This window comes from Paenibacillus hunanensis, from assembly GCF_034055775.1.
Classification (GTDB): Bacteria; Bacillota; Bacilli; order Paenibacillales; family Paenibacillaceae; genus Saccharibacillus; species Saccharibacillus hunanensis.
Window position 1 is genome coordinate 4,626,713 of record NZ_CP139194.1, and the last position, 14,539, is coordinate 4,641,251.

Below are 14,539 nucleotides of genomic sequence, written 5' to 3' on the forward strand. Positions count from 1 at the left end.
ACCACCTGCCCAGCCTTTAACACGAAGCAGATGTATAGGGAATATACCGCATTTACAAATGATTTCATTACATTTACCAATATCGCTACAGCTACCAGTACAGCTTCCGATACTCCGTTGGTGTCATATTTTCCCGCGCCATAAACTGACGATTAAAATAACTGACACTCGGATAGCCAGCATCCTCTGCAATTTGTCCAATATTGCGATCTGGACGCTCCAGCAGCCATTGCTTCGCCATTTGCAAGCGAGAGCGTGTGATGAACTCCAGCGGTGTCATTTCGACCACCGCTTTGAACAGCTTGCAAAAGTAATATTCGCTAACTCCTGCGCGCTCTGCCCATTCCCTCAGTAAAAACGGCTGACATGCCTCCTGCTGCATCTGTGGGAGTAAGCCAAGAATGCGACTTTCCGCTTTGCCTGCACGCGTATTTTTGAGTGGAACTGCCTGATGAACGAACTCGGCAAGCACTGCATACGTGAGCGTGGATAGCTTGGCCTGATGCAGCATCCGATTATGCTCGGCTTCGGCTAGTAGCTCCAGATGCGCCTGCTCCCACTCACCGCGCTGTCGTAGCGTCCATAGCAGATGCCGATGGAATCCGCGCTCGATCATATAATCATGCAGTCGTTCTCCATAAAAATGCACCCACCGTACATCCCACGGATCATCCTCACTGCTGTAATAATGCTGTCGTTGATGTGGAAAATAGAGCACCGCCTGCCCACTGCGCAGCTCATGCACCGTCCCATCAATCTCTACATATCCTTTTCCAGATGCTACATAATGAATATTAAAATTGTTCAGCGCACCTTCTTCCCGTAGCACATGATGCTCTGGCTGCTGATTGTAATGCCCAACCGATTCTGGCAGGCAAAAATAAGGTTGCTCCTGCAAAGTCAGCAGTACGCTTTGTCTGGGCATATTCGTCCTCCTTAATAACAATATTGTACTAATTCTATTCAATATATTATCATTTTCAAGCGCTTATTCATTTATTATAATCACAACATAGAACAATATAGCAACCCAGACAGGAGGATCTTTTTCATGACGCAAGAACGCAAACTACGCTGGGGTATTCTTGGTAGCGCCAGCATCGCCATTCGCTCGGTGATCCCGGGCATTCAGCAATCCAGCCTGAACGAAGTAACTGCTCTGGCAAGCCGTACTCTGGACAAAGCAGAGCAAACGGCAACCGATCTGGGCATTCCAAAAGCCTATGGGAGCTATGAGGAATTATTAGCTGACGAAAGTATTGATGCCGTTTACATTCCGCTTCCGAACCATCTGCATTATGAATGGACACTGCGTGCCGCAGAAGCAGGCAAGCATATTTTATGTGAAAAGCCAATCGCTCTGAATGCAGCACAGGCCGAGGAAATGGCCGCGGCAGCATCCAAAGCTGGCGTGCATCTGGCAGAAGCATTCATGTATCGCCACCATCCGCGTTACGAGCAGATCCGCGATATTATTGCCAGCGGCGAGATCGGCGACGTGCGCGGCATCCATAGCACCTTTACCTTTAACAGCAGCGGCTCCGACGGCAACGTACGCTTCCGCAAAGATTGGGGCGGCGGCTCGCTGTACGATATCGGCTGCTATTCTATCAGCGCAGCACGCATGCTGCTCGGCAAAGAACCGTCCGCCGCTACCGTAATCGCCATGTTCTCCCCTCAGCACGATGAGGTCGACATGATGGCAAGCGGCCTGCTCGAATTCGACGACCATATCGGCGTCACCTTTGACAGTGGCATGTGGGCAGCGTTCCGCAACACACTGGAAGTACTCGGCACCGAGGGCATCATCGAAGTCCCATCCGCTTACGTAAGCCCAGGCGACGAACGCTCCAACTTCTTCGTCACCGTCGGCGACAATCGCCGCGAAGTCCAGGTAGCCACACTCAACCAATACGCAGCCCAGGCCGACGCCTTCGCCCGCACCGTCCTAAACGGCGAAACACCACTTTACGACGCCGAAGACGCCGTACGTAACATGCGCGTATTAGACGCCTGCCTGAAGTCAGCCGAAGAACGCCAACGTATCACATTGTAAACGATGCCTAGTATGTAGACCTTCTCATTCCAAAAGTACAGGTTTCTACAGCTAGCAAAAGTTTAGAATAATCAAAATATAATAAAGTTTAGTCGTATATAGTTAATCGCATTAGGTTAACCCCATATGGTATGTATAGCATAACTATCTGCAACATCATTGATTAAAAAATGCACAGCATTTTTTAAAACGGCCACACCACCCAAAACAGGATTAGAAAAGCTCCACCCACTACAACTTTCGGTGTATAGGTATATAGCTGTTCCTAACTTAGTTTGCAAGCAGCACAGAACGCAGGCAAGGAAATAAGGGAAAAGGACTCCTTTGGAGGGGCGGGAATCTTCATATACTCCTAATCCAAAAGATTCCCGCGGCTCCACCCGAGTCCGTTCCCTTATTCCTTGCCGAAGTGATTGCTGCCCCTCAACACAAGTCAGCGAGAACACCCAAACAAGCACGCAATTTTTCTAATCCTATAACACCCACAAATGAAAGGAAGGCTGATCCCAATGAAACATATCGAAATCCCAGGCGCAGGCAAACCCGTATCCACCCTGATCAAAGGCTCCGATTACTTTACCCACGATGCCTACGAAAAAGTAGTCACCAACCTTAACGCCTTTATCGAAATCGGCGGCAATACGATCGATACCGCATACATCTACTGCGGCGGTCAGAGTGAAGAAGTACTCGGCAAATACATGCAGGAGCATGGCAACCGCGACTCACTCGTTATTCTCACCAAGGGCGCTCACCACGACCAGAACGGCCCGCGTGTCAATCCAGATGCGATTCGCAACGACCTGATGACCAGTCTGGAGCGCCTGCAAACGAATTTTGTAGAGCTATATGCCCTGCATCGGGATGATGAATCCGTGCCTGTTGCAGTCATTCTGGAAGCGCTTAATGAGCATATCGAGGCAGGTCGTATCGGAGCGATTGGAGCGTCCAACTGGACATGGCAACGGATGCAGGAAGCGAATGACTATGCTGCTTCCAACGGATTGACTGGCTTTACATTTAGCAGCCCGAACCTGAGCCTTGCCAAAGCGAACGAGCCGTTCTGGGCAGGCTGTGTATCCGCAGATCAGCAAACGCTGGACTGGCATGAGCAGACTCAGCTTCCACTACTGTCATGGTCATCGCAAGCACGCGGCTTCTTCACCGGACGCTTTACACCAGAGGTGCGTGACAACGAGGATCTCGTACGCGTATTTTACAGCGATGATAACTGGGAACGTCTGCGCCGTGCTGAGCAGCTCGCTGCGGATAAAAACACGACGACCATCCAGATCGCGCTCGCGTATGTACTCAATCAGCCATTCCCAACCTGTGCCCTCATCGGTGCGCAAAATCGCGAAGAACTGCTGTCCTGCGAGCAAGGCGCTGGCATTACACTCACGCGTGACGAGCTGAACTGGCTCGATCTGAGCGGAGCAAATCCTTCTGGTGTATAAGATCATCTGAACGTATACCCACTCACTATAGGCTTAACTATAGGATATGTGTATTCGTAGCGCATTAACTTAGAATCAACAGTTATACTCATTACAATAAATGAACAGCCAGCATATGCACTTCCGTACAAAGGAAGCGATGCTGGCTGTTCATATGTTGGGTAAGATGAGCTACATAAATAAATAAGTGGTTACGAGCTTCGCGATGTTACAGGCTCCAACATACATAACAAAAGATCACGTATCAGCGGAAATTCCACATCGCCATCCCCAGCTAAAAAGTGTCCCACCTGTTCCACACGATCTAGCTCTGCCTGCAAGCATTATAGGATAATCGGCCACAAAAATAGCCAGATGCTAATAACTTCATTAACATCTGGCTATTTGGCTATCTGGCTAACCGATTGAATTGCTATTACTGCGCCGCATTCTGATATCCGAGCAACTGATGAAACGTTCCTTTCGTTTCCCGAGACAATTGACCGAATTCCCCCGTCTGCACAATCCGTCCATCATCAACGACGACGACCTGATCGGCATTACGAATTGTAGATAGACGATGGGCAATAACGATCAGCGTAATGCGACCTTTAAGCTTATCGAGCGCCGCCTGTACCTTCGCTTCATTCTCGGTATCCAGCGAGCTTGTCGCCTCATCCAGAATAAGCACTTCCGGCTTACGCAAAATCGCTCGCGCCAGTACGACACGCTGACGCTCACCACCTGACAAGCGCACGCCACGGTCACCGATAATCGTATCCAGACCTTCCGGTAAACGGCGAACAAATTCATCACAAGCCGCAAATTCCAGCGCTTCCCACAGATCGTCCTCTGTCGCATCAGGCTTCACCAGCAGCAGATTATCTCGGATGCTGGAATGGAACAGGAATGGCTCCTGTGCCACATAGCCGATCGAGTTACGCCAGGACAGCAGACGCTCCCCTGTTAATCGTTGTCCATCCACCTCGACTGCCCCCTGCTGCGGCTCCATCAAGCCCATTAACAGATCGATCAGTGTACTTTTCCCAGCACCAGAGCGTCCAGCGATTGCCGTCATTTGCCCGGCTGGAATGAACAGATTAATATGTTGCAGCGCGGCTTCATGCCCTTCATTATAATGGAACGTCACATCTGTACAGCGAATACCCTCCTGTAGTGGCTGGGTAGGCCCTTCCCCATGCGCAACCGGACGATAGCTCTCCTCCGACTGCTGGCATTCCTTTTGCAGCTTGGATAACGCATGAAAAGCAGGAATGAGCGCGCTAATATACTCCAGATACGACTGAATACCGCTAAATCTCGGCCATAACCGGGCGAAGATCAGAATGATCAGCACCGAGCGCTCCGGCTGAAGCTGGAATACCTGTGCAGACAGCACGATAAAGCCGATAATGAACACCACCGAGATCAGCTTATAGATAAGCTGTGTGGTGGAGTTAAGCCGTACCTGCTGAATCAGATTGTATTCCAAACGATTCGCCATATTGCGGAACCAGTTAAAATGTGAAGCCTCCAGCATATTGCTTTTAATATCTTTAATCCCGTTCAGATTCTCCTGAATACCAGAAAAATAATCCTGTGACAGCTCGGTCATCCGATCGCCGTATGCTTTGGATTTGCGTACAAAGCGGCGTGAATACAGTGCCAGCAAGCCGCCACCAATTAGCACAAGCAGCGTCATTTTCACCGATATCACCATCGCAAAGCCGATTTGCAGCACGGTAAACAAAATCGAGGTTGCCAGCATCAGCACCAGATTCGTCCCCTGACTCACACGAGCGAGCTCAGTCGTGAGCATATGACTCAGATCGGACTTCCGCTTCCGTAGGAAAAAGGTCCAGTTCGAGCGCATAATCGAACGATACACACGTAGCCGTAGCGACTTGATAAAGCCCTGCTGAATCTCTGCTCCCATCACCGATTGCTGACGCTGCATAAAGCCCTGCACAATCGTTAGCACACTATACAGTCCCAGCACAATCGCCAGTGAAGTGACCAGCGGCATCGAGCGTAGCGGTTCAAATACCTGTGCAAATGGCAATGAGCCTGTACTGCCACCGAATACGCCAATCAGACTGAGCAGTGGAATGAGCATATAGAGCGTAACCATATCCAGTACACTAATCAGCAACATCAATAGCACATAGCCGTACAGACGCTTGCCAGCATACTGACGTAGCTCATTGACATAATTGCGGACGATGTTCATTGCTCCACCTCCCGTTGTAATGCCGTACGCCGTTGCATACGACGATATAACAGCAGGAATGGATGCAGCGGATAATATAGAAAGTAAAGTCCCTTAGGTAATGGCAAGGTCTGCATATCCCAATCATCCGGTGCCAGCTTGCGCACCCAGAACAGCGCCTTTTGTCCTGACGTTTTGAGTGCATACTGATAGGCACGATAAGGCTTTGCCAGTGCTTCGGTTTCTGGCTCGGGACACAGATTCACCCGATTCGTAATAAAGGGCAGCACACGAACCGCTAGCTCATGCGAACGTGCATGCTCTGTCCAATGCTCCATTTCCGCATGAATCGGTGTGTGGAGCCAGCTGGCACTGAGCAGTAGCGCCTGACCGACAATATGCTCACAGCGATACTGGCGTGTGAGTTGTCGCAGCAGCGACCAATCCAGATTGCTGCGTGTTAGCCGATCGATATCGACCAGCCAGCGCAAACGGAACCAGGCATGGCGCGCGCCATGTACAGCTAGATAGATCAGCAAATCCTCCATCCCCAGCATATGTACATCGGTGCCGCCAAATGCTAGCGTCTGGCGACGACTCCATAGCTCCTCGAAGCCCTGCTCCTTCCCGGCATCCCCGTTGAGACGCCAGTGCAGCTCAATCTCTACACCCGTCCGCTCATCTGTATACGATTCATGATTGTACCGCCAGCGCCAATTATGCGTCGTACGCGGTACAGATTGCGTTTTGACATAGCCAAGTTCTAGTAACAGCTCCTCGGCCTGCTGTGCTTGCTCCATCGGCACGAGTACGTCCAGATCCTTCGACGTGCGGCGAGATAGATCACCATAGAGCAGCTTTGCCAGCACCGGCCCTTTGAGCTGTAATGCACGGATACCTCGTTCGCCCAGCAAGGCGCTCAGGCGCTGCATCTGTCCGCTAAGCTGAAGCATGGTGAAGGCATTACGATTGTATTTTTGCGTTAGCCATTGCTTGACCTGCTCTGGCAATAGCGGATGCTCAGCGCACTGCGCTTGAATGGTCGGATACACGCGATGATGATGCGCAAGAGCGACAAACTCTTTCCAATCTAGCGACGATGCTGTACGGGAAGTCACTTCGATGGATGACGATGCAGCTGATTCTGACTGGAGCAGCTCTAGCAACAGTGTCAGCTCAGCAGAATACATATGCGGTTCAAGGCTACTTTGCTTGTTCATGGCGTACTCCTTTCATTAAGGTGGTGGGGTTGCGATAGGTACACCACTCCGGGAAGGAATAAGGGGACGAACTCAGTGGAGCCGCGGGAATCTACGGATTAGGATAGAATGTAGATTCCCGCCCCTACCAAGCGGTAAGATATTTTGCTTCGCAAAAATCACTTTTTATTGAACCTCGTGTTAGGAGATCACTAACACTGTAAATCGTTCTTTCCCCTTATTTCCTTCCCTCCGTTCCATACGTATGCAAACCATGGAGGGAGAAGCAGCATCAAAACCTAACATCCATAATCTCCAATCTAATCCATAATCAATCGGAGATTGAGAATCAGAGATCAAAACTGTAAATACTCTTCTTCACAAAACCACTTTCCATCTAAAATGGTGTTAGAAATAAAATAGTGTTAGAAAAGCACTAATAATTGAACTGAAAAAGTAACAATTAAAACCCCTTCGCAAATTGACCGACTACCGTGTATTGCTCCAATTCCTTCGCTCCTGTTAAATAAAAGCGTCCGCTGCGTAGCCAGGCGTGAGCAGCAGTTTTGCCTTTTTCATCACGGCGCATGCCCAGATAGAGTGTGCTCGATAGACGGCGGCGATTCAGCATACGTTGAGCGGCGAATGCCATGACAAGGCATTCCGCTTCCCATGGGACATGCGGACTGACCAAATGTAGCGCGCGCGAGATTTGTATGGTCTGGCGGTGTTGTTCGCGCTCGCTTTCATAGGATGTTTCCTTCATGTAATCACCCAATGACGGTGATACGCGGGCAAAAGGGAGCTGCTTGAGCACACGTCCCCATGCCAGTGCGATCAATGCTTCGAGCATGAGTCGCCGCATATCGGCAGGATAGCTGCGTAGCTTGCTCAGTTTATCGAGACGAAGTGCCTTGATCATCGATGTCAACCAGCCCTTCGCTCAGCATTTGACCCATGAATGTTGTCACCTGCTGCTTGCAGACCTCCTGTGATACTTCGTATTCTTCCAACAGACGTGCCACAATCTCATCTACAGTAGATGCCTGTGCGCTCAGGTCCCAGATTCGTCCGCCGATCGTGCCGAGATTGTAGTATTTACCGGATTGCACGTCTAGCATGACCTTTTCTCCATTCATATCACTGGCGATATAGTTTTTGTTTTGAACGAATCGCTGTTGATCGAGTCCTGCTATATTTGTCATTATATATTCCCCTCTCATCGTATAAGTGGTGCCAGTTCAATGGCTAGTTTCCTTATTACTATGATCCGTTAGCCTGTAAAGGCGTGATCCTCTCCTTTGGTTAGCAAAATGTACTTTTATTTATGTCAGATATTTAGATCAGGCAATTACACGCCTGAATGCTAATCCATCAAGCTCCGTTTTCATGCTCACTACGCACCAGCTGCACTACACGCTCTACGATATCTGGCGCGGTAAAGGCTGTCGTCGAACGGTGAATCTGGTATGCCTCTAGCTCACCCGCCAGCGCAGCCACCATCGAGAAATGCTGCTCCTTCAGATCGAGCCGCGGAATAATCGCGCTCCGATACGTATGTGCCAGTAAAATATGCAGACGCTCCAGTCGCTCCAGCTTATGGATCGACGCATACGGCTCTTCGGTTTTCACTAATTCAAACACGCCTGCCAGCGGAATCGGCTCATTATGGAATCGATCACCAACCGGAATGGCAAATTTATCATATTCATCGTGCAATGCTGAATATCCACTGGAGGACTGGCCAAAATGATCCAGACTTTCCTGCCACAGCTTTTGCTGCGGATAAGCAGGATAGACGAGCGGCACGCCATTTTCATAACTAATTGCAATCACATCATCACTAATAAGCGAATATCCAGATTGAAGGAAGCTCGCTGCCAGTGTGGACTTGCCCGCACCGGACTGTCCCACAAAGGCGTACGCACGTCCATCAATCGATAATGCACTACCATGCAGTGGAAATAGACCACGCTGCATTAACAGCACACCCATACACGTGCCTAGCACAAACAAACGAAGCTTTTCTGTACTCACTCCAGGGAGTGGATCAATCGTAATGGTCGAGCCATTTTGCACGCAAAAGGTTGCTGTATCCGGCATCCGAAATACAAAGCCTTCTGTCTGATTACTAAAATTCGTATCGCGCGAGCTCACGATAGCATCCCAGCGCGACAAGCTTGCCAAACGAACCGTGACATCTACATTTTTGCCTGCATGAGACACAGGCGGCAATTCAGGCAATGGAATCTCACTTTGAATCGCTAAACCAAATGCCTCATATACAGTTTGTTGAATGGTATTCATCATCTGGGCCTCCCAGCATGTTTCTGCGCTTTGCGCCAACATATAGTGTCATGCAAGCCTATTTTCAGAGCATCGTATAGCTGTCTCACGATGCAATTGAAATCTGGCGCATACGGCGGTTGCTATGGTCGATTCACGAAGAAAATGGACCCTTATACCTGTGAAATGTATAAGGGCCACCTTCATATTCAGCAAATACATGGGTCCAGGGATAAGTATCCAAAGTGTTCAGCACCTGCACTCATTATGTCGCTCTTGCTTACGCATGAAGCATCATGCCCTCAGCTGGCAACAACGATTTTGGGAAAAACGAATCAGCTCGGGTTGTACAGATCTGCGTCGTCGTACGTTACCCAGTCAATGGCTTTCCAGCCTTTACCTGCTGCGGTTTCGTTCATTTCCAGCACTTCCATTGCTGGCGCTTGCCACTGCATTTTTTCTTTCGTCATTATCGATTCCTCCTTGTCCGTTAAGAAATGATTAGGTATGGTGTGATCGATCAGCTCGGATTATACAGATCCGCGTCGTCGTATGTCACCCAGTCAATAACTCTCCAGCCTTTGCCTGCCATTGTTTCATTTACATCCAAAACCTCTAACGTTGGAGCCTGCCATTGCATTTTTTCATTGTTCATGCGTTTGCCTCCTCAAATTTGGATATAAACAGCGAGCGACTACCCCTTCTTCATTGCATCAGCTTGGATTGTACAGGTCAGCATCATCATAAGTAACCCAGTCGATTACTTTCCAGCCTTTACCTGCCATCGTGTCATTGACTTCCAGAACTTCAAGCTCTGGAGTGGTCCACTCCATTTTTGTCATTGGTTATATTCACCTCCTTTGTAGAGTATACGTTCGTGCTGCCCCTGCTCGTACTCACGCTCAGGCAAGACCGCGGATAAAGCGTCCTACGATCAAGCTGCGCATCAGCAGCCTTGTGGATGGGTTAAATGCCGCCTCTGCATCGGGCGCATCACCCACCTCTTGCAATGCACTTAATATATTGTCTGTATTGACCCATTCGGCGACTGAGGCATCCCGGCATAGCTCACGAATTTCATCCGTGAAGGCGCCCCATTGCGGACGCATACGCAGCACCCAATCGGCTGGCTGTAGTCCACGTACCTTTTGATTAAGGCGGATTTTATCCGGTAGCTGCCCTTCGGTTGCACGGCGAATGAGTGCACGATCCATGCCATTTTGTACGTATTGATGGAAAGGGATGGATAAGCAAAACTTGACGATACGCGGATCATTCGTCGGATCGCGCTCCCATACGCCATAGCCCATCGATAGCTTCGATGTGACAGCACCATCCTTGTTGGCAACCGCAAGATTGGCGAACTTGCTGTTACGAACCTCTTCATCGGTCATCGTATCGCTGCCGATCAGATCCAGCTCTGCCTGACGTACACGCTCTGCCATACCGGTTCGCGCCGCCAGCTCTGGATTAATCCAGCGCAGTGCATCCGGTCGCCCCAGATCCGGGCTACTTCGTACCAGACCTGGAAAGGCAGACTGACCAATTTGCTGTACAAGCTTTTTACGCCTTATCCCTGCATTGCGGCTGTACAGCTTCAGCTCCTGATATAGACGCATCCATTGGAATTTGCGCAACATCTGCCCGTAATATTCAATCGCTGGCCCCCAGGAGATGGTAAAATTCCCACGCGCTCCTGTTAGCAGCACGCCTGCTCCATGCTGCTGTGCCTGCTCAAAAATACCGCGAATCCAAAATGAATTTTCAAAATACTTGTACGGCATTTCCATTAACGATAACCAGTGCTCCACCTCACTGAACGGACTTCGATCCGCAAAGTCCATATAATGATCATGCACTTCATTGACGCGGCGCACATGCCGTACCGTTTCCTCGATATAAGGTCGCTCATTCGCCATAACTCGCGAGGAAGTCCAATCCTTAAAGCCTGGAATCGGTACAAAGCTATACGTATAGAGCGGCTTCTTTTGCTGAGATAGAATCGGTGCCGCATAGCTAACTACACTGCCCGAGTCGAGTCCACCGCTTAGCGTAGCAGCTACGCCATGTCGTGTGCGTACCTTCGAGCGCACAACCCGTGCAAATAGCTCACGGAACGCTTCCTCGTACTCACCGTCCGAGCGAAGCTGGAGCGGGCCATCTGGCAACAGATTGCCATACTGCTCGATCCGACAACGACCGGATGCGACCGTGATCTTATGTGCCGGTGGAAGCTGATGAATCTCTTCATATACGGTGGCATGAATATCAGTCGATTCCTCCATCGCTACCGTAGTCAGAAATTCCGCCATCCACGGCGTGGACAGCTTACGCTTCACATTGCCTGTATGCAGCAGTGCCTCCATCGTACTGGCAAAGTAAAATTGATTCTGTCTATTCGCATAATATAATGTGCGGTTTCCCGACCAGTCGCGTGCGCCAAACAGTCGTTCCTGCTTGCCATCCCAGATCATAAAGGCAAAATCACCATTTAATCGTGAAGGCATCTGCTCTCCCCACTTGGTGTAGGCATGAATGAGCAGCAGTACATCCGGTAATTCGGGCTGCTGTAACAGTCCAAGTTGCTCCAGTAGCTCCTCCCGATTGTCCAGAATCACATCGCCTGTGATTGCCAGCTCGCGCAGAGCATCATAATAAGGCATGGGCTGACCTACCGATTCCGGAGTCACCCATTGATCATGACAGCCGAACCAGACGCGATCCTGCTGCCAGACGCCGGAACGATCCTTAGGATAGCGTGCCATTTGCTCCATCATTCGCTGTCCAGTCTGCTCCAGCTCTTCGGAAGACCATTGTTTACTATGATCCCATATACCAGCTGCTGTACTCATTCACTCCACCCCTTTCCTGAGGATATTGATGTCTGTTATTTCTGTATGGTCACGAATCGTTCGTCTGTTGCCACGACCCTACTTTTGACACGATCGTACTTTTAATAAGCAAACGATTCGTTTTTTGTATGGTTGGCAGCTTTCATGATGCCCTCTGCACTTCTCAGCACCAGCATGACAATGTGCTGCAACCTATACCATTATGTATGAATTAACGTGTACTCCATTCATGTAACGGCTGACGATGTAGCAGCTGTGCTGCCTCTGCTCGAAGCTGATTGCTGCGCTCTCGTAGTTGCTCAATCTGACCTTTATATTGCTGTGTGCGCTGACTGTAATGCTGTACAAAGGTGTTCAGCTCCATCAGCTCTGCGATCTTTACAGATGGTGACTGCTCCATTTCCTGAAAGGGCATATTATAGTAAACATCAGCTCCAACGACAAGTTGAGTAACTGCCTTAACCTTTTTTTCACAATAGCTCACCATTGCACCTCCAGTAGATCGAGTGGTGCCGAAGCGCGAAGCATCGGCCAATCATATACAAATGTGGAACTACGGGTTTGCGAGTATACGTCATTTGGTAGGATGAAGCAGCTGTTCATTACTGCTGCCCCATTCACATACTCATCCTGAGCATAAGTAGAGAAACAGTTTAATCAATGAACCAAATGCTAGCCTTCCCGCTCTGTTACCTTTACCCAAATGTTATTCGTTTTGAATAACTTCTTAGCTGTTGAAGCTATTATATACTCTAAACGAATAATTTACATGATAATTTTTCCATTTTATACGATTCTGGCGATTTTTTTTAAAAGGAACAAACCCTTGTACTGCAAGGGTTGACAAGGATTCTTATCTTTATTTTATGTCGCTATAAGTGTATGCCTTGCATAAACCCCTGCTATGACTGGCTTTTGAAGAATGATTGATCAAACAAGTAAATGACCATAATATCCAAAACTGACTTTGTAAGTTAACTAAAAAGAAAACGATTAAAATTATTACAATTTGGTTACAAAACGTTCATCATTGTCATTTAATAAGATATTTATACCATGAACAGAATATATGTTCGCCTAAAATTCTTTTGGTGTTATATGTATTCAAAACGAGTAATGACTGCAATGTAGCGATTTTTTATGCTTTTCGTGGATAAGTGGATATACATAAAGTGAATATAAATCGTGCATTAACGTCTTGGAAAAGGTTACATTTACGTTTTTGCGCTGGATCGGTATATGGTCAAACGTCCTGTTCGTTCTTTATTCTCATAGCTTCATTTGGAACGGGAATTGCTGTGCGGAAGCTATGGCTTGATCGTTCTATGCGAATCCATCCCACTATCCATCTATAAGAAAGAGCCAGACTGCACAGCTCCTGATCGGATGCTGTATCATCTGGCTCTTTCTGTCATGCTCGTATGTTAAGGCACCATTTGCCCGCGCGCGCTCGTGTAAAGCAAGTACCATTCATCACGCGTCATTTGCTCGGCTTGACGCTCTGCATCCTGACATGCCCCGATACGCTTCGGATTGGTTGTACCTACGATCGGTTGAATCATTGCTGGATGGCGCATGAGCCAGCCGAGTACGATCGCTTCGGCGGTTGTTTCTTTTTCGTCAGCCATACGCTGTACCAGTGCTGCGGTCTTGCGGATATGTTCCGGTTCCTTTTTCACATCGCGACCGGAGAATTTGCCCTGTGCCAGCGGCCCCCATGCTTGCAGCTGGATATCCTGACTACGGCAATATTCCATCAGTCCGGAGCCAAAGTTCACGCTTGTGCCTGCATTTTGGTTCACATGGATATCTTGATCAACAAAGTGCAGATGACCAAGGCTCATTTCCAGCTGATTTACCGCAAAGGAATCTGGAATCGCCTGCTGTAAAAATTGAATCTGCGGCGCACTCATATTGGACACGCCCACATAGCGAATTTTACCTGCTGCCTTCAACTGAGCAAGAGCTTCTGCTACTTCATCTGGTTCAACAAGTGGATCTGGACGGTGTAGCAGCAGTACATCCAGATAGTCGATTCCAAGACGCTCCAGACTTCCATCGACCGAGCGAATAATATGCTCACGCGAAAAATTAAAGCGGCCCGGCCATGTATCATCCTGCAATTGAATGCCGCATTTGGACTGGATCACGATCTGCTCGCGTAGCTCCGGTCTCGCCTGCAAAATACGTCCGAATACTTGCTCTGCCTTCCCACGTGTATAAATATCCGCATGGTCAAACATCGTAATTCCGATCTCCAGGGCAGCATCTACCGCAGCCTCCGCTTCCTTCACATGCTCGTCGGTAAATGGCTGTTGATCCCAGCTTCCTCCAAACGGCATACATCCGAGTGCCAGACGGCTTGCTTTTACCCCACGCTTTACAAGTGGCATTACTTTGCTCATTCTCTATGTCCTCCTGTCGCTATGTGCTGATCGTTATGCCTTACTATGTTCTCACATTCCACCTATCCATGACAATAGAGCAGGCAACTACAGTAG

At 48.9% G+C, this 14,539-nt stretch carries 14 protein-coding genes; 2 read left to right on the plus strand and 12 right to left on the minus strand.

What is annotated here, in order from left to right; translation table 11 throughout:
* Nucleotides 1-91 precede the first annotated feature (91 nt).
* Entirely contained in the window at nt 92-925 is an 834-nt protein-coding gene (locus SK066_RS18770) for an AraC family transcriptional regulator (RefSeq protein ID WP_320542614.1), read from the minus strand.
* A gap of 126 nt (nt 926-1,051) precedes the next feature.
* On the opposite strand from SK066_RS18770, the gene SK066_RS18775 reads away from it, so the two are divergent.
* Nucleotides 1,052-2,056, plus strand: coding sequence for a Gfo/Idh/MocA family protein (locus SK066_RS18775; RefSeq protein ID WP_320542615.1), 1,005 nt, complete (start codon nt 1,052-1,054; stop codon nt 2,054-2,056).
* Between the two features lie 509 nt (nt 2,057-2,565).
* Nucleotides 2,566-3,513: an aldo/keto reductase gene (locus tag SK066_RS18780; protein ID WP_320542616.1), complete on the plus strand. Its 948-nt coding sequence runs from the start codon at nt 2,566-2,568 to the stop codon at nt 3,511-3,513.
* A 415-nt stretch (nt 3,514-3,928) separates the two neighbouring features.
* Here SK066_RS18780 and SK066_RS18785 read toward each other — a convergent pair whose 3' ends face one another.
* The 11 genes from SK066_RS18785 to SK066_RS18835 form a co-directional block, all read right to left on the minus strand.
* Nucleotides 3,929-5,722: an ABC transporter ATP-binding protein gene (locus SK066_RS18785; protein ID WP_320542617.1), complete on the minus strand. Its 1,794-nt coding sequence runs from the start codon at nt 5,720-5,722 to the stop codon at nt 3,929-3,931.
* Complete coding sequence (locus tag SK066_RS18790; protein WP_320542618.1) at nt 5,719-6,921, minus strand: nucleotidyltransferase domain-containing protein; 1,203 nt, start codon at nt 6,919-6,921, stop codon at nt 5,719-5,721. Before SK066_RS18790 ends, SK066_RS18785 begins: the two co-directional genes overlap by 4 nt.
* 442 nt (nt 6,922-7,363) lie before the next feature.
* Nucleotides 7,364-7,822, minus strand: coding sequence for a lasso peptide biosynthesis B2 protein (locus SK066_RS18795; protein WP_320542619.1), 459 nt, complete (start codon nt 7,820-7,822; stop codon nt 7,364-7,366).
* Nucleotides 7,797-8,105: a lasso peptide biosynthesis PqqD family chaperone gene (locus tag SK066_RS18800; protein WP_320542620.1), complete on the minus strand. Its 309-nt coding sequence runs from the start codon at nt 8,103-8,105 to the stop codon at nt 7,797-7,799. Before SK066_RS18800 ends, SK066_RS18795 begins: the two co-directional genes overlap by 26 nt.
* Nucleotides 8,106-8,274: 169 nt before the next feature.
* Nucleotides 8,275-9,210, minus strand: coding sequence for an aldolase (locus SK066_RS18805; RefSeq protein WP_320542621.1), 936 nt, complete (start codon nt 9,208-9,210; stop codon nt 8,275-8,277).
* A 311-nt stretch (nt 9,211-9,521) separates the two neighbouring features.
* Nucleotides 9,522-9,656, minus strand: a complete 135-nt coding sequence (locus SK066_RS18810; RefSeq protein WP_320542622.1) for a paeninodin family lasso peptide — start codon at nt 9,654-9,656, stop codon at nt 9,522-9,524.
* Between the two features lie 50 nt (nt 9,657-9,706).
* A complete protein-coding gene (locus tag SK066_RS18815; protein ID WP_188773390.1) occupies nt 9,707-9,841 on the minus strand; it encodes a paeninodin family lasso peptide in 135 nt (44 codons plus the stop codon).
* A 58-nt stretch (nt 9,842-9,899) separates the two neighbouring features.
* A complete protein-coding gene (locus SK066_RS18820) occupies nt 9,900-10,028 on the minus strand; it encodes a paeninodin family lasso peptide (RefSeq protein WP_188773389.1) in 129 nt (42 codons plus the stop codon).
* 60 nt (nt 10,029-10,088) lie between these two features.
* A complete protein-coding gene (locus SK066_RS18825; RefSeq protein WP_320542623.1) occupies nt 10,089-12,038 on the minus strand; it encodes an asparagine synthase-related protein in 1,950 nt (649 codons plus the stop codon).
* Nucleotides 12,039-12,249: 211 nt separating this feature from the next.
* Nucleotides 12,250-12,525: a hypothetical protein gene (locus SK066_RS18830; protein ID WP_320542624.1), complete on the minus strand. Its 276-nt coding sequence runs from the start codon at nt 12,523-12,525 to the stop codon at nt 12,250-12,252.
* 937 nt (nt 12,526-13,462) lie between these two features.
* Complete coding sequence (locus SK066_RS18835; RefSeq protein WP_188773386.1) at nt 13,463-14,443, minus strand: aldo/keto reductase; 981 nt, start codon at nt 14,441-14,443, stop codon at nt 13,463-13,465.
* Nucleotides 14,444-14,539 lie beyond the last annotated feature (96 nt).

Bases quoted from the DNA above. Each gene is read 5' to 3' on its own strand.
- SK066_RS18770 (WP_320542614.1), bottom strand. From the start codon at position 925: ATGCCCAGACAAAGCGTACTGCTGACTTTGCAGGAGCAACCTTATTTT.
- SK066_RS18775 (WP_320542615.1), top strand. From the start codon at position 1,052: ATGACGCAAGAACGCAAACTACGCTGGGGTATTCTTGGTAGCGCCAGC.
- SK066_RS18780 (WP_320542616.1), top strand. From the start codon at position 2,566: ATGAAACATATCGAAATCCCAGGCGCAGGCAAACCCGTATCCACCCTG.
- SK066_RS18785 (WP_320542617.1), bottom strand. From the start codon at position 5,722: ATGAACATCGTCCGCAATTATGTCAATGAGCTACGTCAGTATGCTGGC.
- SK066_RS18790 (WP_320542618.1), bottom strand. From the start codon at position 6,921: ATGAACAAGCAAAGTAGCCTTGAACCGCATATGTATTCTGCTGAGCTG.
- SK066_RS18795 (WP_320542619.1), bottom strand. From the start codon at position 7,822: ATGATCAAGGCACTTCGTCTCGATAAACTGAGCAAGCTACGCAGCTAT.
- SK066_RS18800 (WP_320542620.1), bottom strand. From the start codon at position 8,105: ATGACAAATATAGCAGGACTCGATCAACAGCGATTCGTTCAAAACAAA.
- SK066_RS18805 (WP_320542621.1), bottom strand. From the start codon at position 9,210: ATGATGAATACCATTCAACAAACTGTATATGAGGCATTTGGTTTAGCG.
- SK066_RS18810 (WP_320542622.1), bottom strand. From the start codon at position 9,656: ATGACGAAAGAAAAAATGCAGTGGCAAGCGCCAGCAATGGAAGTGCTG.
- SK066_RS18815 (WP_188773390.1), bottom strand. From the start codon at position 9,841: ATGAACAATGAAAAAATGCAATGGCAGGCTCCAACGTTAGAGGTTTTG.
- SK066_RS18820 (WP_188773389.1), bottom strand. From the start codon at position 10,028: ATGACAAAAATGGAGTGGACCACTCCAGAGCTTGAAGTTCTGGAAGTC.
- SK066_RS18825 (WP_320542623.1), bottom strand. From the start codon at position 12,038: ATGAGTACAGCAGCTGGTATATGGGATCATAGTAAACAATGGTCTTCC.
- SK066_RS18830 (WP_320542624.1), bottom strand. From the start codon at position 12,525: ATGGTGAGCTATTGTGAAAAAAAGGTTAAGGCAGTTACTCAACTTGTC.
- SK066_RS18835 (WP_188773386.1), bottom strand. From the start codon at position 14,443: ATGAGCAAAGTAATGCCACTTGTAAAGCGTGGGGTAAAAGCAAGCCGT.